Source organism: Pantoea sp. K16 (assembly GCF_048452805.1).
Lineage (GTDB): Bacteria > Pseudomonadota > Gammaproteobacteria > Enterobacterales > Enterobacteriaceae > Pantoea > Pantoea agglomerans.
Genome location: NZ_JBLWNV010000003.1, coordinates 190754 through 216414, shown reverse-complemented (window position 1 = coordinate 216414; position 25661 = coordinate 190754). Strand labels below are relative to the sequence as shown.

Sequence of the window (25661 nt, the reverse complement as noted above, 5' to 3'; positions counted from 1 at the left end):
CGTAACCGGCGCGCATCCGATGATGGGGAGTGAGAGTGCGGACTACTGCGCGAGGGATTCCAGCTTATCTTTAAACGAGGTGACCGAAATCGCACGGTTATCAGCCAGGTAGCGATCTTTCGCTGCCGGTGCTGAGCTTTGTACCGCGATTAACTGCCAGCCTTTATCGCTGTTGAGCAGCAGTGGCGAACCACTGTCACCTGGCAGGGTGTCACACTGATGCGACAGCACGGCGCGCTGCGCCCAGCCGGTAATCAGGCAATCGCTGTGGGAGTAAAGCGTGTCCAGATGATCAGCCGGATAGCCCGCCTGCGTCACTTTGCGTCCGGTCAGCTTCAGCGCCGCAGTGAGATCGCTGCGTGAGCCATCGAACAGCGGAATAGGCGTAATCGCTGAGGGCGGATTGCGTAAAATCACGATGCCGTAATCATAGGGGGCTGCACTGCTCGGCACGATCCAGCCTTCACCATCCGCTTTTAACTTTGACGCCAGCGAGGGTTCAACCCGCGCATCAATATCATGAAGCTCGTAGCGCCAGCCTTTATCGCTGGCCATAAATCGCAGCGCAACCGGCTTATCGAAATTACCCGGCGGGGCAAGCAGGCAGTGTCCGGCGGTCAGCGCCAGATGCGGAGAGATGAGTGTGGCAGTACAGAGGTTGCCGCTTTCGGTTTCCAGCTGACCAATGGCATCCCAGGGGGCAGCGGTAATATCGGTGATTGCCTGGCGATGATCCTTGCCGAAGAACAGCATCTTAATTTCAGCAGGAGTAGGCGAGTCATCGTCATCATCGGCATGAACCGTGGTGGCAAAGCTGAAGAGTCCAACCATTAACAGGGTAGCCAGGCGCATAGAAATCTCAATGGCGAGAAAAAATTAACGTTATTGTTATTACGTAAGTACGGTAACTATAGTCGGTGAGCGTTGAAAAAGGGAGTTTTATTGGTTAATCAGTACGCTACAGCGGTTAAACAAAAAAGCTTGCTGCAACAATGCCACACAGGATCATCACCAGCAGAATAATTTCGAAGCGATAGCGACGCACCATATCATCCACTCCAGTAAAGAAACACCCGGCAGAACCGGGTGTTTTTAATCATCATCTCGTGGCCGTGCGCTGAAGGCGACCTTAGTTTTTAGCTGCTGGTTTCACAACTTTTTTGTGGTGAACTTTTTTAGCAGCCTGAGCTTTCTGGGCAGCTGGTTTAGCTACTTTTTTGTGGTGAACTTTTTTAGCAGCCTGGGCTTTCTGAGCGGCTGGCTGAGTGGCTTTTTTGTGGTGAACTTTTTTAGCGGCCTGGGCTTTCTGAGCAGCTGGTTTAGTGACTTTTTTGTGGTGAACTTTTTTAGCGGCCTGGGCTTTCTGTGCAGCAGGTTTAGCTACTTTTTTATGGTGAACTTTTTTTGCAGCCTGCGCTTTCTGCGCGGCATCTTTTTTCACAGCTTTTTTGTGGTGTTTCTTAGCAGCCTGCGCTTTCTGAGCCGCTTTATGGTGTTTCTTGTGCGCAGTTTTGTGAACGGTTTTAGCCGGTGCTGCAGCGGTAGTAGTGGTTGTTGCGGCTGGCGCAGCAGCTGGAGCAGCTGTGGTGTCAGCAGCGAAAGCAACAGAAGACATACCCATAGCAGCGGCGACAACCAGTGCAAATAATTTTTTCATTGCAAATCCCTCGAAGACTATTTTTTCATGTGTAGCCCACTGCGGGGCCGGTGAAGAGACTATAGGGATATCAATGAACGGTGTCCGTGGGTGTTTGGTATCGGCGTGTAACCGATTGTACAAAGGCGGGAAAGGGCGGTCAGCAGACCGCCCGAGAGCTTAGCTATTCAGGTAACGTTGTTCAAGGTGCTGGCGGAAGAAAGCCGGATTCAGCGCTTCGCCGGTGGCGTTGATCAGCAGCTGATCGGTGGAGAAGCGGCTGCCGTGCTGCCAGATGTTCTGTTGCAGCCAGTCGAATACCGGCTGCAGCTCACCGTGCTGAATCAGCTCGCTGAGCTGAGGAATCGCAAGATGTACCGAGCGGAACAGCTGTGCGGCGTACATCGCGCCCAGCGTATAGGTCGGGAAGTAGCCAAAGGCGCCGTCGGTCCAGTGAATATCCTGCATACAGCCATCGCGGTAATTACCCCGGGTATCCAGACCCAGCGACTGCATCATTTTCTCATCCCACAGCGCCGGGATATCCTCAACCTCAATCTCGCCTTCAATCAGCGCCTGCTCGATTTCATAGCGCAGAATGACATGCGCCGGATAGCTGAGCTCATCGGCGTCAACCCGGATCAGTCCAGGCTTAACCTGCTGGGTCAGGCGCACAAAATTATCCGCCTGCAGGGCAGGCTGATCGCCAAAGGTGGCGATCACCTGCGGCAGAATGCGCTGCAGGAATTCGCGGCTGCGACCAAGCTGCATCTCCATAAACAGGCTTTGTGATTCGTGGATAGCGGTGGAGCGCGCCAGCGCCACCGGCTGCCCGCGCCACTGCTGCGGCAGATTCTGCTCATAGCGGGCGTGGCCGGTTTCGTGGATCACGCCCATCAGGGCGCTGAGAAACTCATTCTCGTTGTAACGGGTGGTAATGCGCACATCTTCCGGCACGCCACCGCAGAAGGGATGCGCACTGATATCCAGCCGGCCATGGTTAAAGTCGAAACCCAGCGTTTCCATGATGCTCAGGCCGAGCTGACGCTGAGCAGGCAGGGCGAACGGTCCCTGCGGCGTGACAACAGTCTGTTTCGCCTGTTTTTCCACGACCTGCTGTAACAGATCGGGCAGCCAGGTTTTCAGTTCGCCAAAGGTTTCATCCAGCCGGGCGCGGGTCATCCCCGGTTCATAAAGATCCAGCAGCGCATCGTAACGCGAGCAGCCAGTGGCGTCGGCGCGGCGCTGGGCCTCTTCGCGGCTCAGACGCACCACCTCTTTGAGATTGGTGGCGAAGCCCTGCCAGTCGTTGGCGGGACGCTGAGTGCGCCATGCATGTTCACATACCGAGCCGGCGATTGATTTGGCTTCAACAAAATCATCAGGCAGCAGGGTGGCCTGCTGGTAAGCGCGCTGCATCTCGTTGAGATTGGCCCGCTCAACATCGTTGAGTGACTGCTGCTCTGCGGCCCTGAGCCGCTCACCAACCTGAGGGGCAGTGAGGATCTGGTGCTGCAACACGCTCATTTCGGCCAGCGCTTCACCACGCGCCTGACTGCCGCCCGGCGGCATGGTGGTTTGCATGTCACATCCGGCGATGGCCGTGACGTGGCTGAAACGGGAAAGGCGCAGGAACGTCTTGGTAAGTTGTTGATACGCTGAGGTCACGTAAGACTCCTTGTGGTTTTTAACGCAGCGGAATTTCCCGCAAGGTTAGATCAACCGGCCAGCAAAAGCGAACGCTGGCGCCGCCCAGTGGACTGGACTCAATGGTCACATTGCCGCTCAGCGCCTGGGCAATAGAGTGAACAATCGCAAGTCCCAGTCCGCAGCCGCCTGTAGCGCGATCGCGGCTGGGGTCCAGCCGGACAAAGGGTTCGAAAACCCGCTCACGCTCTTCAGGCGGAATGCCGGGACCGTCATCTTCCACCTGCAGACACCCTATCGGACCGTCGAACCACAAACTTACGCGCAGCCGCTGTTGCGCATAACGCAGCGCATTGTTGACCAGGTTATCCAGTACCCGCTCCATCAGGCGGGTATCAGAAATGCCGATGTTTTCACGCTGCGGCAGCTCAAGGTCGAGCCGCACGTCGGGATTAATGGTGCGGAAATCGTCAAGCCGTTCGCGCAGCCAGTTGGCCAAATCCAGTGTTTTCAGATTGAGATCGACGCGCGGCCGATCAAGACGTGCATAGGTCAGCAGCTCCTCAATCAGGCTTTCGAGCTGGCCGATGTCGCGATTCAGCGCCACCCGTTCGCCATCCGTGAGGTTGTCGCTCATCTCCAGCCGGTAACGAAGGCGCACCAGCGGAGTGCGTAGCTCATGCGCAATACCGTCAATCAACTGCTTCTTACTGGCGACCAGCGTATTGATGTTCTCAGCCATCTGGTTAAAGGCGATACCGAGCCGGAACAGGCTGGAGGTGCTGTCAAAATGGGTGCGCACGTCCAGCTCGCCACGGCCAAAGCGCTGTGCCGCTTTTTCCAGTCGCTGCATCTCCTGCCAGTGGGGGCGCAGCCAGATAAACACCGGCAGCGCCAGCGACATCCCTATAAAGATCAGCAGGGCAATATCCAGTAGTCGCATCTGATGCAGATAGAAGAGATAGGGAATCGGCCCGACTGACAACACGTAGTGGCTGCGCGGAATGTGCTGCAAAAAGGTGTATTGATCGTCGAGCGCCACGATCTCTCCGGCGCGCAACCGACGCATGTTGCCTTCATCAAGCTGATATTTATTCATCGGCTCGATGTGCAGGTCGAACGACAGGCCGAGATCGAGACTCTTGATGGTTTTATTCCAGTCACGCGGCGGGATCTCGCGCAGTTCGCTGCGGATCAGGTAGAGCGAACTGGCCATCAGGTCATTCATTGACTGGCGGCCCGCACGCTCAGCGGTGAACTTGTAGACCAGCCCCACCAGCAGCGCCATCACCAGAAAGCAGACAAACAGCAGCAGATAAAACTGAATAAAAAGCTTTCTCATAGTCCGCGGGTATCCCAGGCCTGGGGCGCAAACAGATAGCCTTTGTTACGAATGGTTTTAATGCGGAACGGCTCGGTGGCGCTGTCGTGCAGCTTTTTGCGCAACCGGGAGATGGCCACGTCGATGCTGCGGTCAAGGCCGTCATAGCTGACCCCGCGTAACGTTTTCAGCAGCGCATCACGGTTGAGCGTCTGGCCCGCATGGCTGGCGAGTACCCACAGCAGATCGAAATCCGCGGTGGAAAGGGCGATCTGCTCGTCAAACAGCGTGACCTGGCGGTTCAGCGCATCGATGGTCAGCGAGCCAAAACGCAGCATACGGTTGGCGGCGGGTGCGCTGGGCGCATCGTCCGGCTGTCCCTGCTGCGACTGACGCAGATGAAGGCGCAGGCGGGCCAGCAGTACCGCCGGCGGCGTGGTTTTCAGAATGTAATCCTGCGCACCCATCTCCAGGGCCAGAATATGGTTCATGTCGCTGTCCAGTGACGTGAGCAGCACGATCGGCCCCTGCCAGTTGGCCCGCAGGTCACGGCAGATAGTCATGCCATCTTTGCCTGGCAACATGATATCCAGCATCACCAGATCGGGCTGCTGTTCGGCAATGACCGCTTCAGCACGGTCGCCGCGCATCTCGACAATCACCTCAATATCATGACGACCCAGATAGGCCGCAATCAGTGAGCCCACTTCGGGTTCATCTTCTACATAAACAATTTTGTTCATAGTTCACAAAGCAGAGACAGGGATGGACGGAAGCATATCTTTTCCTGGTCCTGAGCTCTACGTTACCGCACGAAATATCCGTGGCTTGCTGGTATATAACCGGCAAAATGTGCAATCATTAGCGCGGCCTTTTTGCGCCAGGTTTGGGATATTGATGATTATCATGAGGAGCGTTAGTGTGTCTGATAAAGAGCTGGCATCAGCCATATACCCCGACCGCATCTGCTTCAATTACAGTGACTTTCTCTCCGCTTCCTGCAAAAAGCGCTGGAGCTTCGTCGATGCTATTTATGGTGTGATGCCGATATTTGGCATGGTGACACGTAAATCGGCACACCGCTTACAGGGCAGTGACGACCCGTTAAAAGAATTAGCATTACAAATCATTTCTACTCAGGTCAGCGACGAAATTAATATCGCGCGCCTGATTACCCTTGCGGAACAACAGCAGATTAGTCGCTTCGATATTCAGCTTCCTTATCCGCTTTCGGCGGAGCAGCTGGACGCGATCCATCATGAATATTCCAGGCCGCTGAATCTGACACAGCAGGATGACCTGTTGTGTGTCTCAATACCTGTGCAGTCACACTGAGAACCTCTCCCATCAGGCTCTGAACCTGGGCAGTGCTCACCATCCTCACGTACTGTCTGTACGCCTGGTTGCTCCGCGCTGGCCGGGTTCGCACTGCCTGCAACCATTACGCCTGCCGGGCCAGGCGCTAAGTCGTCAGCTGCCACACGGCTGGCAGCGTCGCGGCAATCAGCAATCCCATTGCAATCCGCTCCAGCGAAGTCAGCGCAAACTCTGCGCGGCCACCGCGTCGTGCAAACAGAAACAGCAGCAGGCCCGGTGTATAGAGCACCACAGACATCATCAGGTGCAATGGCCCCGAGGCGTAAAGCAGCCAGATGCCATACAGGCTGGCACCGATACCGGTCGCCATCGCCAGCGGTTTATGCTGTCCGCGTACCACTTTGATCAGATATAACCCCACCAGCAGATAGGGCACCAGAATCATCTCAGAGGCGATGGTCAGCAGGTTGTTGTAATTCGCACCAGTCAGGGCAATCAGGATCAGGCAGAGCTGAATACTGCCGTTGGTCAGCCACAGTGAGGCGGCTGGCGCGTTATGGCGGTTTTGTCGGGCGATACTGCGTGGAAATGCACCCTGTTGCGCAGCAATCAGGGGCACTTCAGCGGCCATAATCGTCCAGCTCAGATAGGCACCGCACACCGAGATAACCAGACCCACCGCAATCACCGCATCGCCCCAGTTGCCCATCAGTCGGGTCATCAATCCCGCCATGGAGGGGTTACGCATCTGAGCCAGTTCAGCACGTGGAACCACGCCAAGCGACAGCAGTGTCACCAGCAGATAGACCAGCAACGCTGCCAGCACGGCGAATAATGTAGCCCGGCCCACATCCTTTTTCTGGCGCGCGCGTGCAGAGACCACCACCGCCCCCTCGACGCCGATAAAGACCCACAGGGTAATCAGCATGGTCTGTTTGACCTGCTCCCATAGCGGTTGTCCCAGCGTGACGCCGGAAAAGTCAAAGCGGAAGCGATCATAGTTGAATGCCATCACCGCCAGCACAATAAACAGCAGCAGCGGCACCAGCTTGCCGAGCGTCGCCATCAGATTAATGCTGGCAGCGGTCTGCACGCCGCGCAGCACCAGCCAGTGAACCAGCCACAACAGCACGGATGCACCCAGCATCGCCTGCCAGGTGTTGCCATCGCCAAAGATAATCCGGTCCGGCGTATCGGTGAAGAAGCTCAGGGCAGAGAAGACAATCACCAGATAGGAGACGTTGGCGATCACGGCGCACAGCCAGTAGCCCCACGCGGAGCAGAAGCCCATCAGCTCGCCGAAACCGGCACGGGCATAGGTAAAGATGCCGCCATCCAGCTCGGGTTTAAGGCGGGTCAGCAGCAGCATCGCCAGCGACAGAAAGATGATGCCGACGCCGGTAATCAGCCAGCCCAGCAGCAGCGCCGCCGGACCAGCCACTGCAGCCATATTTTGCGGCAGACTGAACACGCCTGCGCCCAGCATTGAGCTGAGCACCAGCGCCGTCAGCGCACCGAGACCTAATTTTTTCTCCAAAACAACCTTCCCGCTAGCATATATGGCTGGGTAAATCGGATTTTGTCGCTGGGTTATGTCACACCAAAGGCACAATACAGGGACAATATCCGGTAAAACAGGCGAGGGATTTTACGGAGTGTGGCAGGGGATGGCAATGCGTGACTATGCAAAACAGCGCAGGAATTATGCAAACAGCAGGGCGGCAGGCGCCGCCCTGAGGAGGATTACTTAAACAGGTCAGCCGTGACGGTCAGGTTACCGCCACTCTGGTTCTGCCACTGGCGGGTAACGTGGTAGAACTTGGCACCTTTGTCCGCCGCACGTTTCGCCACTTCTTCTGAAATCTCAGTTGGCGTACCGAAGTGACCGGTGAAGGTTACGGTATCGAACGGCTGCATCTGAGCAGCAGTAATGGCATTCACTTCCTGCACCGATTTACCGTTTGGCAGATTGACGGTATAGCGCTTGCCGGTAGAGCTTTGGGTTTCGAAGAAACGGCCCACTTTGTTGCTTGGCGTTTCAGACGAGGCCACGCCTGGAATCTCTACGTTAGCCGCCGCAGCGCCACCGGTTGCCAGTGCGGCTTTACCCGCTTCTGAATCGGCAGGAATCGCATTTGGTGTCTGCACCGCGCGCTCTTTAGCATCCGCTTTATAGACATAGGCGGTGACATACTGATTGCCACCGCTGTTGGCATCGATCTGGCGAACGATAAAGAAGGAGGCTGCGCCTTTCTGTTTTGCGGCTTTCGAAATTGCGTCGTTTACATCCGGCTGGCTGGCAAAGAAGCCGCTGACCGAAACGGTATCGAAGGGTTCGAGTTTATACGCTTCTGCTTTTGGCAGTTCGTTTACGCCGTTGAAACGACGGTAAGTCGTTGACTCTGTGGCTGCCGGGGCATCGGCTTTATAGAGGTCAGCCGTAACGCGCCAGTTACCGCTGTTACCGTTGCTGTCGTTGATCGCCTGGATGTAATAAGAGGCCGCGCCCATCTGATCTGCACGCTTAGATACCGCATCGGCAGCGTCGCCAATTGCGTTGAAACGGCCGGTGATATTAATACGTTCGAATGGCTTCAACGCGGCCGCTTTTTCTGGCGTAAGTTCCTGCGCAGCGAATGCGTTGGCTGCCAGCAGGGACAACAGAGTGGTCGCCAGAATAGTGTTCTTCAGCTTCATAAAAATAATCCTTCGCCTTACGCAAAAATGAGTACGAAAACGTGCTGGACTCTTGATGTATAACAGAATAGCCGCTGATTATTGCATGTTATAAACAGACTGTCGCAGCGATTTTTTGTGTCAGATCGCGTTATTCAACCATGATTTTTTCATTTGTTTGTCATCAAATGCAGTTATGGCCAGTTTTAGTGACAGTTACCACTAAAAGCGGTAACTATTAGCGATAAAATAGTTAATGCATTGTTAAATAAAGGTTTTTGTTGTTGATTAATTCGTCCTCGTACAATTATCTCTGGCAGATTATCTGCCTGTGAGACTATTTTGCAGTGGGATAACGCAGGTTTCTTAACAGAACACTGCATAATTGGGTGAATGTCATCACTCTGCGTGGTCGCTGTAGATCGCTCGTCACATTTTCAGTAGCTTATAAACACTTTGAAATACCTGCGTTTCGTCCAAAAGCGGCTGAAATCGCGTTTCAGTCGCGCTCTCGTGGTGCAGGTTCGGGCCATCATCCTTTAACCGATGAAAGGAAACACTATGTTAATTGGAATACCCAAGGAAAGGTTGCCAAACGAGTCGCGCGTGGCCGCCACGCCTAAGACCGTGGAACAACTCATCAAGCTGGGTTTCAGCGTCACCCTTGAGCATGACGCCGGTAAACGCGCCAGCTTCGATGATGAAAGCTATATCGCAGCCGGTGCCACACTCAGCGACAGAGAGCAGGTCTGGCATTCCGATATCGTGCTGAAGGTGAATGCGCCGGATGACGAAGAGATTGCGCTGACGCGTGCGGGCAGCACGCTGGTCAGTTTTATCTGGCCCGCACAGAATCCCGAACTGCTGTCAAAGCTGGCCGCACGTCAGGTCACGGTAATGGCAATGGATTCAGTGCCGCGTATCTCACGGGCGCAGTCGCTGGATGCCCTGAGCTCTATGGCGAACATTGCCGGTTATCGCGCCATTGTCGAAGCCGCCCATGAATTTGGCCGCTTCTTTACCGGTCAGATCACGGCAGCCGGTAAAGTGCCACCGGCAAAAGTGATGGTGATTGGGGCCGGTGTTGCCGGGCTGGCCGCGATTGGCGCAGCGGGCAGCCTGGGTGCGATTGTCCGGGCGTTTGATACCCGTCCCGAAGTCAAAGAGCAGGTGCAGAGTATGGGCGCCGAATTCCTCGAGCTCGACTTTGAAGAGGAAGCGGGCAGCGGCGACGGCTATGCCAAAGTCATGTCCGAGGCTTTCATCAAAGCTGAGATGGCGCTGTTTGCCAGTCAGGCCAGAGACGTGGACATCATTGTCACCACGGCGCTGATCCCAGGCAAACCGGCTCCGAAACTGATCACCGAAGAGATGGTCGCCAGCATGAAGCCGGGCAGCGTCATTGTTGATCTGGCGGCGCAGACCGGCGGCAACTGTGCGCTGACCGTCGCTGACCAGGTTACCGTCACGCCGAATGGCGTGAAAATCATCGGTTACACCGATCTGCCCAGCCGTCTGGCGACACAATCCTCCCAGCTCTACGGCACCAATCTGGTCAATCTGATCAAGCTGCTGTGTAAAGAGAAAAATGGCGAAATCCAGGTCGATTTCGAAGATGTGGTGGTGCGTGGCGTCACCGTGGTACGCGATGGCGAAGTGACCTGGCCAGCCCCGCCGATTCAGGTCTCCGCCGCGCCACAGGCTGCCGCTGCCGCCGCGAAGCCGTCAGAAAAGATTGAGGCGAAGCCCGTTTCACCGTGGCGTAAATATCTGCTGATCGCCCTGGCTATTGTGCTGTTTGGCTGCCTGGCAAACGTGGCACCGGCCGACTTCCTCTCCCATTTTACCGTGTTCGCGCTCGCCTGCGTGGTGGGGTATTACGTGGTCTGGAACGTCAGTCATGCGCTGCATACACCGCTGATGTCCGTAACCAATGCCATTTCCGGCATCATTGTTATCGGTGCGGTCTTGCAGATGGGCCACGGTGGCTGGGTCACCTTTATCTCCTTTATTGCCGTGCTGATTGCCAGCATCAATATCTTTGGTGGCTTCACCGTCACCCAGCGCATGCTGAAAATGTTTCGTAAGGGGTAACACATGTCTGGCGGATTAGTCACTGCAGCCTATATTGTGGCTGCGATTCTGTTCATCTGTAGCCTTGCTGGTCTTTCGCGTCATGAGACCTCAAAGCGGGGTAATATTTTCGGTATCAGCGGTATGGCGATTGCGCTGATCGCCACCATATTTGGCCCGGACAGCGGTAATGTGGTCTGGATCCTGCTGGCGATGGTCATCGGCGGCGCTATCGGCATTCGTCTGGCGAAGAAAGTCGAAATGACGGAAATGCCAGAGCTGGTGGCGATTCTGCACAGCTTTGTTGGCCTGGCCGCAGTGCTGGTGGGCATCAACAGCTATATCGACCATGCGCCTGGCCTGCCAGCGGTGATGGAGAATATCCATCTCAGTGAAGTGTTTATCGGTATCTTTATCGGTGCCGTCACCTTCACCGGCTCGCTGGTGGCGTTTGGCAAACTGTGCGGCAAAATCTCTTCACGGCCGTTAGCGTTACCGCATCGTCACAAGCTGAATCTGCTGGCGCTGGTGGTTTCGTTCCTGCTGCTGCTGTGGTTTGTTAACACCAGCAGCACGGCTGTGCAGGTGTTTGCACTCTTGCTGATGACGGTCATTGCGCTGGCGTTTGGCTGGCATCTGGTCGCGTCGATTGGCGGCGCGGATATGCCGGTCGTGGTGTCGATGCTTAACTCCTATTCAGGCTGGGCCGCCGCCGCCGCTGGTTTCATGTTGAGCAACGATCTGCTGATTGTGACCGGTGCGCTGGTGGGGTCATCCGGTGCGATCCTCTCCTACATCATGTGCAAAGCGATGAACCGTTCGTTTATCAGCGTGATCGCGGGCGGCTTTGGTACTGAAGCCAGCAGTGGCGATGAAAGTCAGGAAGCGGGGGAGCATCGTGAGATTACGGCTGAAGAGACCGCTGAGATGCTTAAGGCTTCCAGCTCGGTGATTATCACCCCAGGCTACGGCATGGCGGTAGCGCAGGCGCAGTATCCGGTCGCGGAAATGACTGCCCGACTGCGTGCGCTTGGCATCAAAGTGCGCTTCGGTATCCATCCGGTGGCGGGGCGTCTGCCGGGTCACATGAACGTGCTGCTGGCAGAGGCGAAAGTGCCTTATGACGTGGTGCTGGAGATGGATGAGATCAACGACGATTTCAGTGACACCGACACGGTGCTGGTCATTGGTGCTAACGACACGGTCAACCCGGCGGCGCAGGATGATCCCCGCAGTCCGATTGCGGGCATGCCGGTGCTGGAAGTGTGGAAGGCGCACAACGTGATAGTGTTCAAACGCTCAATGAACACCGGCTATGCCGGGGTGCAGAATCCGCTGTTCTTCAAAGAGAATAGCCAGATGCTGTTTGGCGATGCCAAAGCCAGCGTGGAAGCGATTCTTAAAGCGCTGTAATTAAAAAGGGCGGCTAATCAGCCGCCCTCTCTGTTTCTGAGGAGGATTAATCCTCCTCATCCTCTTCATCATCCAGGTCAATCGGCGATTTGAAATCGTCCGGCTTAAGCGCCAGCAGATCGCAACGCAGATGATCAATCACCTGTTCCGCCGTATTACCGAGGAATGCCGCCGACAGGCCGGTGCGTCCAATCGTGCCCAGCACCACCACACCGGCTCCCAGATGTGCCGCCAGATCGGGGATGACCTCTTCCGGCAGGCCCTTAGCCACATGGGTGAACTCTTCACCAATCGAGAACTTCTGCCGTAGCGCTTTCATTGCCACCAGATGCTGACCACGGATCGCGTCGTTGTAGACGCTGGGATCAAAATCGGGCAGTTCGATAGCAATATTGATAGGGGTAATCGGGTAGGCGCCGACCAGATGCACTTCGGTCTGATTCACCTTTTCCGCCAGGATCACCGTTTCACGAATCAGCTTCTGATTCAGGCCATCGTGATGCGGCTCTTCGCTGGCAAGATTGACCGCGACAATCGCTTTACCGCCTTCCGGCCACGGCTGATCTTTAACCATCCACACCGGACACGGGCATTTACGCAGCAGGTGCCAGTCGGTTGGAGTGAAAATCACTGACTCAAGGCGATCGTGCTGATGCGCCATCTTCAGCACCAGGTCATGCTGATGGGCGAGCACTTCCTGAATAATGGCTTCGTAGGGACGGTTGTGCCAGATCACTTTGATGTCAATTTCGACACCGGCATCAAGGTAAGCGCGGGCCTGCTCGCGGATCCATTCGGTACGCTGGCTGATCACGCCCTGGCGCATCGACGCGCGCTCATCCGGCGAAAGCAGGGTGGTCATCTCATATGAGAAGTCATAGATAGGCAGGAAGGCTTTAATTCTTCCGCCAAGACGTTGATTCAGATAGACCGCACGTCGCAGCGCGGGCTGATCGTCTTGCTGGGCATCAATGGCGACCAGAACATTTTGGTACTGGGACATGAGGCGTTCTCCTTAAACCAGAGCGACTGGAATAAAGATAGCCTATGTTGCACAGCGGAAGAAGTGAAAAAGTTACTGCCGGATCAACAAAATAAGATTTATTGATCCGGCTGAGGATCAGGCGGCCTGGTGGCTCTGACCGGCGAGCTCTTCCAGCAGGGCGTGGTTTTCAATCGTGATGTACTTGCCTTTCACCGCCAGCATACCGGACTTCTGAAAACGCCCCAGCAGGCGGCTGATGGTTTCAACCGTCAGGCCCAGGTAATTACCGATATCGCCACGCGTCATGGTGAGGCGGAATTCGCGCTGTGAAAAGCCGCGCTGGCCAAAACGACGGGAAAGGTTCCAGATAAACGCCGCCAGGCGCTCTTCAGCATTTTTCTTCGACAGCAGCAGGATCATGTCCTGATCGCCTTTGATTTCACCGCTCATCAGACGCATCATCTGCTGACGCAGGGCCGGCATTTTGCCCGACAAATCATCAAGCGTTTCAAAAGGGATCTCACACACCATTGCCGTTTCCAGCGCCTGCGCAAAGCTGGGATGGCTGGAGCCCATAATCGCGTCAAAGCCGACTAAATCGCCCGCCAGATGGAAACCGGTGATCTGCTCATCACCCTGTTCAGTGATGGTGTAGCTTTTAATGGTGCCGGAGCGAATCGCATACAGAGACTTGAGTTCATCGCCTGCTTTGAAAAGCGTTTGCCCTTTCTGAATGGGTTTTTTACGCTCAATGATATTGTCGAGCTGATCCAGCTCATGTTCATTTAGCGTAAAGGGGATGCAGAGCTGACTGATGCTGCAATCCTGGCAGTGAATGGCACAACCGCCCGACTGAATACGACGAATGCTGCGTTTTTCAGGGATCATAATGGTTTGCTCGACGATTATTGACTGGGGTCAATTTTAACATTTTTTGTGCTGAAGGGAACTCATCCGAGCAGTTTTACACTTACAAATATTATGGACTAAGCACACAACGACAAACGCTGATGTGACGGGCTTCTCAGAATCCCGACAGGGCCGGCTGTCAAGAAAACTTTCCGCTTATGTGATCTGTCACACGCTTCTGCACTGGCAGTGACTTTCGAAAAAGTGGTGTGGGCCGGTGATTCCAGCTTTTGCTACGCTAACGGGTAAAGCGTGATTTGCACATTCCATCAATTTTAACCAGGTGTGAGAAAACCATGAACCTTGATGATAATGATCTCTTTCGGGATGCCATGGGCGATGTCACGCCGTTAAAAGACACCACCACTACCTTGTGGCTTAAAGCACCCTCAACGAAGGCGCCACGAAAACCGCCAGGTGAATCGGAGGAGGAAAATTTCCTGACCCGGGGCGATCTGGAGATCGTTTCACTCAATACCCCGCTGGAATATAAAGCCGACGGCATTCAGCAGGGGATTCTGGATAAACTGCGCAGAGGAGAGTATCAGCTGGATGCCAGCCTCAATCTGTTGCGGCAACCGGTCGAAACCTGTCGTCAGGCGCTCTTTAACTTTATGATGCAGGCGCACAAACAGGGATTGCGCAATCTGCTGATCATCCACGGTAAAGGTCGTGATGATGAATCTCATGCCAACATTGTGCGCAGCTATCTGGCGCGCTGGCTAAAGCAGTTTGATGACGTACAGACCTTTTGCGTGGCCCAGACCCGGCATGGCGGGGCCGGGGCGCTTTATGTCGGATTGCGCAAAACCGATAAAGCCCGGCTTGAAAACCGCGAGCGGCATGCGAAACGCAGCCGCTAACTGTGAAACTTACGGATGGTGGACATCAGCACTTCAGCACTCAGGCTCAGTTCTGCGCCGGTGCGGGTAATGATGCCCACCGGTTCGCCCGGCCCGGAAGAGGCTATCGGCAGCGCACAAACCGCGTTGTGGCTCAGATCCTCTTTAATCGCCCCGGAAGGGACGAACCAGATGTAGTCGTAGCGAAGAGCCAGCTGGCGTGCCAGTGAAGTCGAAGAGGTCTCAATGCAGTGAGGCGGAAGGGTGCAGCCCTGTTCATCCAGCATCTGCTGGGCAATCCGGCGCGGAGCTGTGCCCTCGGGCGATATCACCACCGGCCACTGCATAGCACGCGAAAGCGTGACGTTGTCACTTAAAAGCGGGTGTTCCGGCCTGACCACCAGCTTGAGCGATTCCAGAAATAGCAATTCATAGGTCAGCCCGGTCATCATGGCGCTGTCCGCCATCCGGCCAATGCCGATGTCGAACTCACCGCCGCGCAAGCCCGCCAGCAGCACATTATTGTGAAGTGTCGCCACCTGAATGGTGGTGTTGGGCTGCAATTGATGAAAACGATCCAGGATACGTGGCAGCATCCCCATCGCGGCAGTGGTCAATGCCCCCAGCCGGATAATCACCGGCGCATCGCCCGGCTGCTCATTAAAACTCTGTCCGGCATGGTTTAGCGCGTCGAGTACCCGTACCGCATGGGTCAGAAACTGCTCTCCCATGGTGGTCAGCTGCGCGCCCAGCCGGCCACGTTCAAACAGACGAACGCCAGTCAGCTCCTCCAGCTCATTCAGGGTCTTGGAGAGGGCAGGCTGGCTGAGGCTAAGCGTCTCTGCCGCCCGGCCCAGTGTGCCTTGCTGCGCAACCGCAACAAAGGTATGTAGATGGCGCAAGCGAATGCGCTGATTGAAAAGGATATTTTTTTCCATATCCTAAACTTAATGAGAATGACCGGCTTCAGGCAACTGTTTAAAATGAATTCTGTTAACTTTGCTGCAAATTTATTTTAACAAACGAGTCGAAATGACCGCGTTACCCTTTAACTCTCTGATTAAAAAGCGCTCAGCCGGGTATGCCGCTGAAATACGCCATCCTCTGACTACGGTATATCAATAACTTAACAGCTTAAAGTTGAATAATTCTCAATATCATATAAAAATCTGACCGCTTAAGGTTAACGATCGGCTATCATTAGCGCCGTTTTTTTTACTTAAACTGATGTCAGATTTCGTTACTCCAGAGGAGTGTTCATTGACCAGCGTCGAGGCGGTAGATGTCCGCCAGCTTATCAACCAGCAGGGGCTGAGCCACTGGCAAAAGCGGCTCATTGCGCTCTGTTTTATCGTGGTGGCACTCGATGGCATGGACATTGCGATCATGGGATTTATTGCGCCGACACTGAAAGCCGCGTGGGGGGTGAGTAATCATCAGCTCGGGGTCGTCATCAGCGCAGCGTTAATCGGGCTGGCGCTGGGTGCCATGGTGGCAGGACCGCTGGCTGACCGCTATGGCCGTCGCATGATGATTATCCTCAGCGTCTTCTTTTTCGGTCTCTGGACGCTGGCAACGGCGCTGTCACAAAACATTGAGCAGATGATGCTGTTCCGTTTCCTGACCGGGCTGGGACTGGGTGCGGCGATGCCCAACGTCGGCACGCTGGTGGCGGAATATGCACCTGAGCGGCGGCGGGCTTTTATCATCACGGTGGTGTTCTGCGGCTTTACCTTTGGTGCCGCCAGCGGGGGATTTGCTGCCTCCTGGCTGTTACCGCGCTATGACTGGCACTCCGTGCTGCTGCTGGGCGGTATTCTGCCGCTGCTGGTGTTGCCATTACTGATCCGCGGCCTGCCGGAGTCGGTGCGATTTCTTATCAGCCGTGGCGCACCGGCTGCCCGCATTCACGCCATCCTCGACCGGATGATGCCGGGCAAAACCGCGCCCGACTGTGCGTTTCACGCGCCTGAGGCCACCGTGCCGGTGAGCGGCGCGATAGGCACCGTACTTTCACGCCGCTATCTGTTTGGCAGCACCATGCTGTGGGGCGGCTACTTTATGGGGCTGTTCATGGTTTACCTGATTGGCAGCTGGCTGCCGTCGCTGGTCAACACCCTGGGCATGTCAGTGACCGAAGCGGCGATTATCACCGCGATGTATCAGGCGGGCGGGACGCTGGGCTCCCTGTTTGCGGGCTGGATGATGGATCGCTTCAACGCTAATCTGGCGCTGGCGGCGATCTACGGCTGCGGCGGTCTGTTTATTGTGGCACTGGGCTTTTCACCCGCGGAAGTGGGCATGATGAGTGCCATCGCCTTTTGCAGTGGCTTCTGTTTCAACGGGGCCAATACCGGTATGAATGCCTTATCCGCCAGCTATTATCCTACCCACGCCCGCGCTACCGGTTCCAGCTGGATGCATGGAGTGGGCCGCATCGGCGCGATTTTAAGCGCCTTTGTTGGCGCAGAGATGATGTCTCTTGGATGGTCTTTCAGCGTAATCTTTCTGCTGCTGGCAATACCGGCTGTGATCACCACCCTGATGCTGCTGTTAAAAAACCGCTACGGCTTTAAGCCGATCACAGATTCGTGATTTTTTCCGCTGAGGCCAGCGTGTTGCATTACATTAGCAGCAACGCTAACGGTGTCAGGTGGATAAGATGGACAACTTTCTCAGTGCGGATCTCATCCGCACCCGTTTCTCTCAGGCGATGTCAGCTATGTATCAGCAGGAAGTGCCGCAATATGGCACGCTGATGCAGCTGGTGGCGACCGTCAACGACCGCGCGCTGGAAGCGGATATCGCGCTGAAAGATCGTCTCACCGCAGCCGATGAGATCGACCGACTCAACCTGGAACGTCACGGTGCGATCCGTGTGGGCACGGCAGATGAATTAGCCACACTGCGGCAGCTGTTCGCGGTGATGGGAATGCACCCGGTTGGCTATTACGATCTCTCTCAGGCTGGTGTGCCGGTGCACTCCACGGCCTTCCGGCCGGTCACCGATGCGGCGCTGCGGCGCAATCCCTTTCGGGTCTTTACCTCGCTGTTACGCCCTGAACTAATCGACGACCGCGCGCTGCGTGAAAAGGCGGCGGAGATTCTTGCCGCGCGCGACATTTTCACCCCCCGTTGCCGGGCGCTTCTGGAACTGCATCAGCAGCAGGGCGGATTAACCGACAAGCAGGCCACTGAGTTTGTTACCGAAGCTCTGGAAACCTTCCGCTGGCATGCCCATAGCAGCGTGGACAGTCAGACCTATCAGGCGCTGAACCAGCAGCATCGGCTGATCGCTGACGTGGTCTGCTTTCCCGGCTGCCACATCAACCATCTCACGCCGCGCACGCTCGATATTGACCGCGTACAGCAACTGATGCCGTCGCGCGGTATCGATCCGAAAACCCTGATCGAGGGACCACCGCGTCGTCAGGTGCCGATCCTGTTACGTCAGACCAGCTTCAAAGCGCTGGAAGAGCCTATCATCTTTCAGGATGGGCATCAGGGAACCCATACTGCACGCTTCGGTGAAATTGAGCAGCGCGGCGTGGCGCTGACGCCCCAGGGCCGTGCGCTCTACGATCGACTGCTCAGCGAGGCGGGCAGCGGTCAGGATAATCAGCAGCATCAGCAACATCTGGCGGCGATTTTCCGTGACTTCCCCGACGACGAAACCACGCTGCGCCAGCAGGAGCTGGCCTGGTTCCATTATCGCCTGAGTGAAAAGGGCATCGCGACGCCGCCGGCTCAGGGAGAATCGCTGGAGACCCTCATCGAAGAAGGTCGTGTGCTGGCAGACCCCATCATCTACGAAGATTTTCTGCCCGTCAGCGCGGCGGGCATTTTTCAGTCCAACCTCGGCGATCGGACGCAGGTTCGTTCGGCGGGACAGGCGAGCCGCCAGGCATTTGAAGCCGCGCTGGGCGCTGTCGTGCTGGATGAGATGGCGCTATACGAAGAGCGGCAGCAGCGCTCGCTGGCGCAGTGCGGCTTACGGCCAGACTGACGCCTCTGCGGGCAACAGGCGCGTTGCCCGCAACGCTTTCTCCGCACCCGCCCTGCTAAGGCCAGTGGACCTGAAGTGGGGCAACGCGGGTAATATGCTGACAGGACTGGGGAAAAACAACGCTTTACCGCTCAGCGCAGGTTTACCCGCGTGAGTATCTTAATCTATTAGCAGACGGACTGATTAACAGCAGCACAACCGCACGTGATAACAGAGCAACGACGCGCCACTCCGGCGCTGGCAGCGTCATTGACCCACTGCGAAAAGATAAACAACGTTGAATCATAACCGTAACTGACTCTCTGAACCTGTTGATGAGCATGTTCACGCCTGCCCCTCACGTTTCGGCATATTCTGCAAATCCCTTCCGTACCTGGACAATGCTGGCGGGCCTGCAAATAATGGAGGGACGTTTGAACAGGGAAACAGGAATGAAAAACGAAACAGGTCTGAGGATCATGACTGCTGAGGGGGAGTTGCGTGGATGCATGGATGATGACCTTTTCGTATTCAAAGGCATACCTTATGCGGCGGCACCGCTTGGCGCACTGCGCTGGCGTCCGCCACAGCCGGTAACGCCCTGGCAGCAGGTGCGCGACGCCACCGCGTTTGGGGCTTCCGGCTGGCAAAATCGCATCTACTGCCAGGCCGTGGGCGGTGGTGATCCGGGTGAGTTCAGTGAAGATTGCCTTTACCTTAATGTCTGGACGCCCGATGTCGCGCCTGTGAAACCCCTGCCGGTGATGGTATGGCTGCACGGTGGTGGCTACACCATTGGTGCTGGCGGGCTGGCACCTTACAATGGCAAGCCGATGGCTTCACGCGGTGCGGTAGTGGTGACGCTGAACTACCGGCTTGGCCATCTCGGTTTCTTCTCTCATCCGGCCCTGGATGCTGAATACCCAGTCGCCAGCACGGTGAACAATTTTGGCCTGCTCGATCAGATTGCCGCGCTGCAGTGGGTACAGCGCAACATTCCTGCTTTTGGCGGCGACCGCCGCAATGTGACACTTTTCGGTGAATCCTCTGGCGCACGCAGCGTGCTCTCACTCTGCTGTTCACCGCTGGCTGAAGGGTTGTTTCATAAAGGGATTGTGCAGAGCGCCTATAGCCTGCCGGATACGCCGCTGAAAAAAGCGCGCCAGCAGGGCATGGCGGTAGCCCGCCACTTCGGCCTGCCGCCCGATGCCAGCGCTGATGACCTGCGTGCACTGCCCGCTGATGCTTTCTGGCCGCTGGAAGGGCCGCTGGCGATCCCGCCAGTGCCGATTGCCGGCGATGCCGTTCTGCCCGAGCCGATGCTGAAAACCTTTTTAGCCGCCAGACAGCACCGTCTGCCACTGATGGCGGGCAGCAATAGCGATGAAGCCAGTGTGCTGGAATATTTTGGCGTGGATGCCACCGCAATATTGCATCAGCTGCGCGATAAAAATCGTCTCACCTATCGAACGCTTAAATGGATGTATGACATTCATGACGATCAGCGGCTGGGTCGTGCCGTGGCGCGTGATATGGCGTTTAGCCTCATGCCGTGGCTGGTGATGCGGGCGCAGCACAATGCCGGAATGCCCGGCTGGCGCTACTGGTTTGATTATGTCTCAGAGCATGCGCATGACCTCTATCCGCACGGCACGTGGCACGGCAACGAAGTTCCTTATGTTATGAATACGCTGAGCCAGATGCCCGACCCCAATGAAGAGCGTCCCTTCAGTGAGGCCGATCGGGCATTTGCTGAACGGGTCAGCGAATACTGGTTTACCTTTGCCCGTGATGCCACAGAGTATAAACACCAGCTGGAGGGCGAGGTCGTCTGGCCAGCCTGGCATCCCGGCAATGACGTGACAATGTCACTCGGTAACGAACGGCAAAGCGGACTGGTGCTGAAGCGTAACTTTATGCGTGCCCGCATGCGTCTCTTCCGGCTACTGATGACCCGAATGGTCAGGCTTTAAGCGGCTAATTTAAGTTAGCCTGCTAACCATCCAATTGCGCGAATGGAATTATTTTGCTTTTTTAAGAGTAACTTTTTGATTTTAAGAATTTTAAAGTGAAACCCACAACCGGGACGCTGTAAAATATTAGGTAACAAAACAGTTACATCTTCACTATTGCATGCCGATAAACCTCCTATGCCCGACGCTTACGGGTCAACGTGTATAGGATTTTGGTATGGGAATGCTCAAAAATTTTACCATTCGCGCAGTGATGCTCTCTATTCTGGGCCTGTTTTGCTTACTGTGGAGCGGCGTCGGGCTATATAGCATCCACTCTCTTGGCGCGCTCAGCGAAGGCAACGATGTGGATCGTCATCTGGTTGAGCAAATGACGGTGCTGAGCAAAGGCAACGATCAATATTTTCGTGTCATCACGCGCTTATCCCGCGTGATGGAAGGTAAAGCCGCAGGTAAAACACTGACCGACGAGGCTTATGCACCGGTGCAGCAGGCGCTGGATAGCATGACTCAGCAACTGGCGCGCTTTAAGCAGCTGGCACCCGGCCCAATGAACCCGGATGTGGTAGATGGCGTGATTCAGAGCTGGCAGAAGCTGCTCGATGAGGGTGTGACGCCACAGCTGCAACTGGCCCGTCAGGGGTCGCCCGATGCGTATCGCAATCAGGCAAACAATGTCACACCACCACTCAGTCGCGCTTTTGGCGTCAGCGCTGAGAAATTCAGCCAGGGCGCAGCTGAAAAGCTGGATACCACCCGGGTTGAAGTTGATCACCTCACCGCGATGACCAAAACGATTATCACCATCACGGTGATCATCGGCCTGTTTATTCTGCTGTTCACCGACCGCTATCTGGTGGCGATGCTGGTCCGTCCGCTGGAAAGCATTCGCACCCACTTTGCGGTGATTGCCACGGGCGATCTCAGCCAGCCGGTATCCGATTTCGGTCGTAACTGCGTCGGTAAACTGGTTCCGCTGCTAAGTGCCATGCAGGATAGCCTGCGTGAAGCTGTCAGCGCCATTCGCAGCGGCACCGAGAATATCTCGCGCGGTGCGGCAGAGATCTCTGCCGGTAACAATGACCTCTCTTCACGAACCGAAGAGCAGGCCGCTGCGCTGGAACAGACGGCGGCCAGTATGGAGCAACTGACGGCGACGGTGAAATTCAACGCCGACAACGCGCGTCAGGCGAGTCTGCTGGCAGAAACCGCGACCACCACAGCACAACGTGGCGGCCAGCTGGTGAGTGAAGTGGTCACCACCATGGATGGCATCTCTGGCAGTTCGAAGAAAATCGCTGAGATCACTAACGTGATTAACGGCATCGCCTTCCAGACTAATATTCTGGCGCTCAACGCTGCAGTCGAAGCGGCACGCGCCGGTGAACAGGGTCGGGGCTTTGCGGTCGTGGCTTCTGAAGTGCGTAACCTGGCACAGCGCAGCGCCAACGCCGCCAAAGAGATCGCGACACTGATTGAAGAGTCCGTTCAGCGAGTGGATAAAGGCGCTGAGCTGGTGAGCACCACCGGCGGCACCATGAATAATATTCTGAAATCGGTGCAGGATGTGGATGCGATCATGAAACAGATCGCCTCCGCCTCGGAAGAGCAGAGCAAGGGCATTTCTCAGGTGGGAACGGCCGTCACCGAAATGGACAGCGTGACGCAGCAGAACGCCTCACTGGTCGAAGAGGTCTCTGCCGCAGCGAGCGCACTGGCACTGCAGACGGAAGCCCTGCAGGCCTCCGTGTCGAAGTTCCGTCTCTCCAGCGACCGCCAGATCGCACCGGTTAGCAGCAATAAGCCTGCCGCGCCCAAAGGTCCTGTGCTGAGTGCGCCTCAGGCGAAACCGGCTGATGGCGACTGGGTGACCTTCTGATCCCTGCAAAGCCACGCCACCAGTTCCGCCAGGAACGGTGGCGCATCCTGCACGGGCCGTTGCAATAAACTGTAGACGGCACCGGTTTTGACCTCGCCAGCGAACGGCTTAATCAGCCTGCCGCTGGCAATATCACTCTCCACCAGATTGCTGTCGGCAATCGCCACGCCAAATCCCTGAATCGCTGCACTGATCGCTAAGTCCATTGTGGAAAAATGCTGGTTTCGCTTCATGCTCAGCGTCACCTGCTGCGCCTGCAGCCAGCACTGCCAGTCGCGCGTATCCGCCGTGGGATGCAAAAAGGTCATTGCAGCCAGCGCCGCCGGCGAGTCCGGGCAGGGCTGATCCGCCGCCATCACCGGCGTCAGTGACTCACTGAACAGGCAGATTCCCTCCGGATGCGGTTTGCCATAGACAATCGCCGCATCAAAGTTCTCAAGCTGCGCGGCATGATCCAGCGTCGTTGTCAGGGCCACATGCAGTTCCGGGCGCTGTTGTTCCAGCGCCATCAGCCGGGGCACCAGCCAGCGCATCGCACAGGTCGGGGCTTTCAGACGAATGCTGACCTGACTGCGGCGGACCTTTTCGCTGGCCTGAGCCATCAGCTCAAAACCCTGGCTAAGGTCGGGCAGCAGCGCGGCGCCCTGTGGCGTCAGCCGCAGACCGCGCGCATGGCGGTCAAACAGCGTCACGCCCAGCCACTGCTCCAGCGCGGCAATTTTGCGACTGACGGCGCCCTGAGTCAGGCACAGCTCGCGGGCAGCATAGGTCAGATTGAGATGACGGGCGGTCACCAGAAAGGCGTGAATGGCATTGAGCGGTAGCGATAAGCGTGACACGGTAAACCTCAGCTATGCATTTTTGTCATGGCTATTATGATGACATTTCGCTTGCCGACTCAAGTCGCAGCCCGTTGAATAGCGATTTACCGCATCTGACCGCTTATGCCCCCTGATGGAGAGACTATGTCACTGAAAACGCCTGTCGCTATCCACTCAAAATTGCCGGACGTCGGCACCACTATTTTCAGCGTGATTGGCCAGCTTTCGGCGCAGCATCGGGCCATTAATCTGTCGCAGGGCGCGCCAAATTTCCCCTGTGATCCGGCGCTGGTCGATTCCGTCAGCCGTGCGATGCAGGAAGGCCATAATCAGTATGCCGCCATGATGGGCTTGCCAGCCTTACGCGACGCACTCGCCAGCAAAGTGCAGGCGCTCTATGGACAGAAATATGATGCCGCCAGTGAAGTGCTGATCACCGGCAGCGCCAGCCAGGGACTCTATATGGCGATTACCGCGCTGGTTCATCAGGGCGATGAGGTGATCTTCTTTGAACCGGCATTTGACAGCTACGCGCCGGTGGTGCGGCTGCAGGGCGCAACACCGATAGGCCTGAAGTTGCAGGTGCCGTCATTTGCCATTGACTGGGATCAGCTGCGGGCCGCGATCACGCCACGCACCCGGATGATCATTATTAATACGCCGCACAACCCCAGCGCACAGGTGCTGACCCCCGAGGACCTCAATCAGCTGGCGGCCCTGATTCGTAACACCGACATCGTGGTGCTCTCTGATGAGGTTTATGAGCATATTCTGTTTGATGGTCGCCCGCACTGTGGGATGGCGACGCATCCGGAGCTGGCGGCGCGCAGCGTCATCGTCTCCTCTTTTGGCAAAACCTTCCACGTCACCGGCTGGCGGGTAGGCTACTGTCTGGCACCAGCAGAGCTGATGACCGAGCTGGTGAAAGTGCATCAGTTTATGATGTACGCCGCAGATACGCCGATGCAGGTCGGTTTCGCACACTATCTGCAGATGCCAGAGAACTATCTGTCGCTCAGCGCCTTCTATCAGCAGAAGCGCGATCGGCTGATCGCCCTGATGCAGAACGGCCCGTTCCGACTGCTGCCGAGCGCCGGTTCGTTTTTTATGCTCGCCAGCTATGGACATTTCAGTGACGAGTCGGACAGTGAAATGGTAAAACGTCTTATCGTCGATCACGGTGTGGCCACCATCCCGCTGTCGGCGTTTTATATGGATGGCACTGACAACAAACTGATTCGTCTCTCTTTTGCGAAAGACGAGGCGACACTAGAGGCTGGCGCGGCTGCGCTATGTGCTTTTTCTCACTGAATCACGCCACCGCGTGAGGCAGCACCGGGAACAGGTAACCAGGACTTTTCGGGGTAAATAATGAAGAAACTGAACGCGCTTTTTCTCGCTCTGGGCATGATGACATCGGTACAGGCACTGGCACAGGATTTACGTTACGGCGTGGAGTCACAATATCCGCCGTTTGAAAGCCGCAATGCAAAGGGTGAGCTGGAAGGCTTTGATATTGAGCTGGGCAATGCCATCTGCAAGGCAGGCAACTTCAGCTGCCACTGGGTCGAGAGCAGCTTTGATGCGCTGATCCCGGCACTGCAGGCGAAAAAGTTCGATGCCATCAACTCGGCGATGAACATCACCGAAGCGCGCGCCAAAAGCATCGCGTTTACTCAGCCAATCTACCGGATTCCGACCATGTTAGTGGCGAAAAACGGTGAAAATCTGGCACCGACCGCCGAGGGTCTGAAAGGTAAAAACATCGGTGTGTTGCAGGGATCGATTCAGGAAACCTATGCGAAGAAGCACTGGGAGACGCAGGGCGTGACGGTCACTTCATATCAGGATCAGAACCAGGTCTACAACGACATGGTCGCAGGCCGCCTTGATGGCACGCTGGTGATGTCCGCTGCCGGACATTCGGGCTTCCTCGATAAGCCGCAGGGCAAAGGCTTTGGCTTTATCGGCAAGCCGGTTGAAGATGACGCGATTCTTGGCTCGGGCATCGGTTACGGCCTGCGCAAAGATGACGCGTCGCTGAAGCAGTCACTGGATGCGGCGATCGCCAAAGTGCAGGGCGATGGCACCCTCAAAAAGCTGGCTGAAAAATACTTCCCGGGTATTGATGTCAGCGCGAAGCCATAATCGCAATCGGGCGCGTCCTGCGCCCGATCTCCCCGC

At 56.1% G+C, this 25661-nt stretch carries 21 protein-coding genes; 10 read left to right on the top strand and 11 right to left on the bottom strand.

Annotated elements, in window-relative coordinates:
• Positions 1 to 42: 42 nt before the first annotated feature.
• The 5 genes from ACK13D_RS05460 to rstA all read right to left on the bottom strand — a co-directional run bounded on the left by ACK13D_RS05460 (position 43) and on the right by rstA (position 5347).
• On the bottom strand, positions 43 to 852 hold the full coding sequence (locus ACK13D_RS05460) for a trypsin-like serine peptidase (RefSeq protein ID WP_010670211.1): 810 nt from the start codon (positions 850 to 852) through the stop codon (positions 43 to 45).
• Between the two features lie 277 nt (positions 853 to 1129).
• Entirely contained in the window at positions 1130 to 1657 is a 528-nt protein-coding gene (gene asr, locus ACK13D_RS05455; protein WP_071785070.1) for an acid resistance repetitive basic protein Asr, read from the bottom strand.
• A gap of 159 nt (positions 1658 to 1816) precedes the next feature.
• Positions 1817 to 3304 carry a carboxypeptidase M32 gene (locus ACK13D_RS05450; RefSeq protein ID WP_346450180.1) on the bottom strand — a complete coding sequence of 496 codons (1488 nt, stop codon included), beginning with the start codon at positions 3302 to 3304 and terminating at the stop codon, positions 1817 to 1819.
• A gap of 19 nt (positions 3305 to 3323) precedes the next feature.
• Positions 3324 to 4625, bottom strand: a complete 1302-nt coding sequence (gene rstB / locus ACK13D_RS05445) for a two-component system sensor histidine kinase RstB (protein WP_010244663.1) — start codon at positions 4623 to 4625, stop codon at positions 3324 to 3326.
• Positions 4622 to 5347, bottom strand: a complete 726-nt coding sequence (gene rstA, locus ACK13D_RS05440; protein ID WP_010244666.1) for a two-component system response regulator RstA — start codon at positions 5345 to 5347, stop codon at positions 4622 to 4624. The genes rstB and rstA overlap by 4 nt, the downstream gene beginning before the upstream one ends.
• A gap of 178 nt (positions 5348 to 5525) precedes the next feature.
• On the opposite strand from rstA, the gene ACK13D_RS05435 reads away from it, so the two are divergent.
• Positions 5526 to 5939: a hypothetical protein gene (locus ACK13D_RS05435; RefSeq protein WP_010244668.1), complete on the top strand. Its 414-nt coding sequence runs from the start codon at positions 5526 to 5528 to the stop codon at positions 5937 to 5939.
• A 127-nt stretch (positions 5940 to 6066) separates the two neighbouring features.
• Here the strand turns inward: ACK13D_RS05435 and ACK13D_RS05430 are convergent, their stop codons facing one another.
• Positions 6067 to 7458: a basic amino acid/polyamine antiporter gene (locus ACK13D_RS05430; protein ID WP_033757764.1), complete on the bottom strand. Its 1392-nt coding sequence runs from the start codon at positions 7456 to 7458 to the stop codon at positions 6067 to 6069.
• A gap of 206 nt (positions 7459 to 7664) precedes the next feature.
• On the bottom strand, positions 7665 to 8618 hold the full coding sequence (gene ydgH, locus ACK13D_RS05425; RefSeq protein ID WP_010244673.1) for a DUF1471 family protein YdgH: 954 nt from the start codon (positions 8616 to 8618) through the stop codon (positions 7665 to 7667).
• Positions 8619 to 9158: 540 nt separating this feature from the next.
• On the opposite strand from ydgH, the gene pntA reads away from it, so the two are divergent.
• Both pntA and pntB read left to right on the top strand, forming a co-directional pair.
• Positions 9159 to 10691, top strand: coding sequence for a Re/Si-specific NAD(P)(+) transhydrogenase subunit alpha (gene pntA, locus ACK13D_RS05420; protein ID WP_187511979.1), 1533 nt, complete (start codon positions 9159 to 9161; stop codon positions 10689 to 10691).
• Positions 10692 to 10694: 3 nt separating this feature from the next.
• Positions 10695 to 12083: a Re/Si-specific NAD(P)(+) transhydrogenase subunit beta gene (gene pntB / locus ACK13D_RS05415; protein WP_010670206.1), complete on the top strand. Its 1389-nt coding sequence runs from the start codon at positions 10695 to 10697 to the stop codon at positions 12081 to 12083.
• A 46-nt stretch (positions 12084 to 12129) separates the two neighbouring features.
• On the opposite strand, the gene uspE is transcribed toward pntB, so the two are convergent.
• Together uspE and ACK13D_RS05405 are read right to left on the bottom strand one after the other, a co-directional pair.
• Complete coding sequence (gene uspE, locus ACK13D_RS05410; protein WP_010244683.1) at positions 12130 to 13086, bottom strand: universal stress protein UspE; 957 nt, start codon at positions 13084 to 13086, stop codon at positions 12130 to 12132.
• 117 nt (positions 13087 to 13203) lie between these two features.
• A complete protein-coding gene (locus ACK13D_RS05405; protein ID WP_010244686.1) occupies positions 13204 to 13956 on the bottom strand; it encodes an FNR family transcription factor in 753 nt (250 codons plus the stop codon).
• 317 nt (positions 13957 to 14273) lie between these two features.
• On the opposite strand from ACK13D_RS05405, the gene smrA reads away from it, so the two are divergent.
• Entirely contained in the window at positions 14274 to 14840 is a 567-nt protein-coding gene (smrA, locus tag ACK13D_RS05400; RefSeq protein WP_346460904.1) for a DNA endonuclease SmrA, read from the top strand.
• Here the strand turns inward: smrA and ACK13D_RS05395 are convergent.
• Positions 14837 to 15757: a LysR substrate-binding domain-containing protein gene (locus ACK13D_RS05395; protein WP_010670205.1), complete on the bottom strand. Its 921-nt coding sequence runs from the start codon at positions 15755 to 15757 to the stop codon at positions 14837 to 14839. The genes smrA and ACK13D_RS05395 overlap by 4 nt on opposite strands.
• Before the next feature lie 322 nt (positions 15758 to 16079).
• On the opposite strand from ACK13D_RS05395, the gene ACK13D_RS05390 reads away from it, so the two are divergent.
• The 4 genes from ACK13D_RS05390 to ACK13D_RS05375 all read left to right on the top strand — a co-directional run bounded on the left by ACK13D_RS05390 (position 16080) and on the right by ACK13D_RS05375 (position 22656).
• Positions 16080 to 17414, top strand: coding sequence for an MFS transporter (locus tag ACK13D_RS05390; RefSeq protein WP_010244695.1), 1335 nt, complete (start codon positions 16080 to 16082; stop codon positions 17412 to 17414).
• Between the two features lie 67 nt (positions 17415 to 17481).
• A complete protein-coding gene (gene hglS / locus ACK13D_RS05385; protein WP_418795884.1) occupies positions 17482 to 18825 on the top strand; it encodes a 2-oxoadipate dioxygenase/decarboxylase HglS in 1344 nt (447 codons plus the stop codon).
• 431 nt (positions 18826 to 19256) lie between these two features.
• Entirely contained in the window at positions 19257 to 20777 is a 1521-nt protein-coding gene (locus ACK13D_RS05380; RefSeq protein WP_346450184.1) for a carboxylesterase/lipase family protein, read from the top strand.
• 217 nt (positions 20778 to 20994) lie between these two features.
• On the top strand, positions 20995 to 22656 hold the full coding sequence (locus tag ACK13D_RS05375; protein WP_346450185.1) for a methyl-accepting chemotaxis protein: 1662 nt from the start codon (positions 20995 to 20997) through the stop codon (positions 22654 to 22656).
• On the opposite strand, the gene ACK13D_RS05370 is transcribed toward ACK13D_RS05375, so the two are convergent.
• Positions 22617 to 23495: a LysR substrate-binding domain-containing protein gene (locus ACK13D_RS05370; RefSeq protein ID WP_346450186.1), complete on the bottom strand. Its 879-nt coding sequence runs from the start codon at positions 23493 to 23495 to the stop codon at positions 22617 to 22619. The genes ACK13D_RS05375 and ACK13D_RS05370 overlap by 40 nt on opposite strands.
• A gap of 126 nt (positions 23496 to 23621) precedes the next feature.
• Between ACK13D_RS05370 and ACK13D_RS05365 the strand changes: the two genes are divergently transcribed.
• A complete protein-coding gene (locus ACK13D_RS05365; RefSeq protein ID WP_346450187.1) occupies positions 23622 to 24788 on the top strand; it encodes a methionine aminotransferase in 1167 nt (388 codons plus the stop codon).
• Positions 24789 to 24848: 60 nt separating this feature from the next.
• Positions 24849 to 25625 (top strand): transporter substrate-binding domain-containing protein, encoded by a 777-nt coding sequence (locus ACK13D_RS05360; protein ID WP_418795882.1) that lies wholly within the window; start codon positions 24849 to 24851, stop codon positions 25623 to 25625.
• Positions 25626 to 25661: the final 36 nt, after the last annotated feature.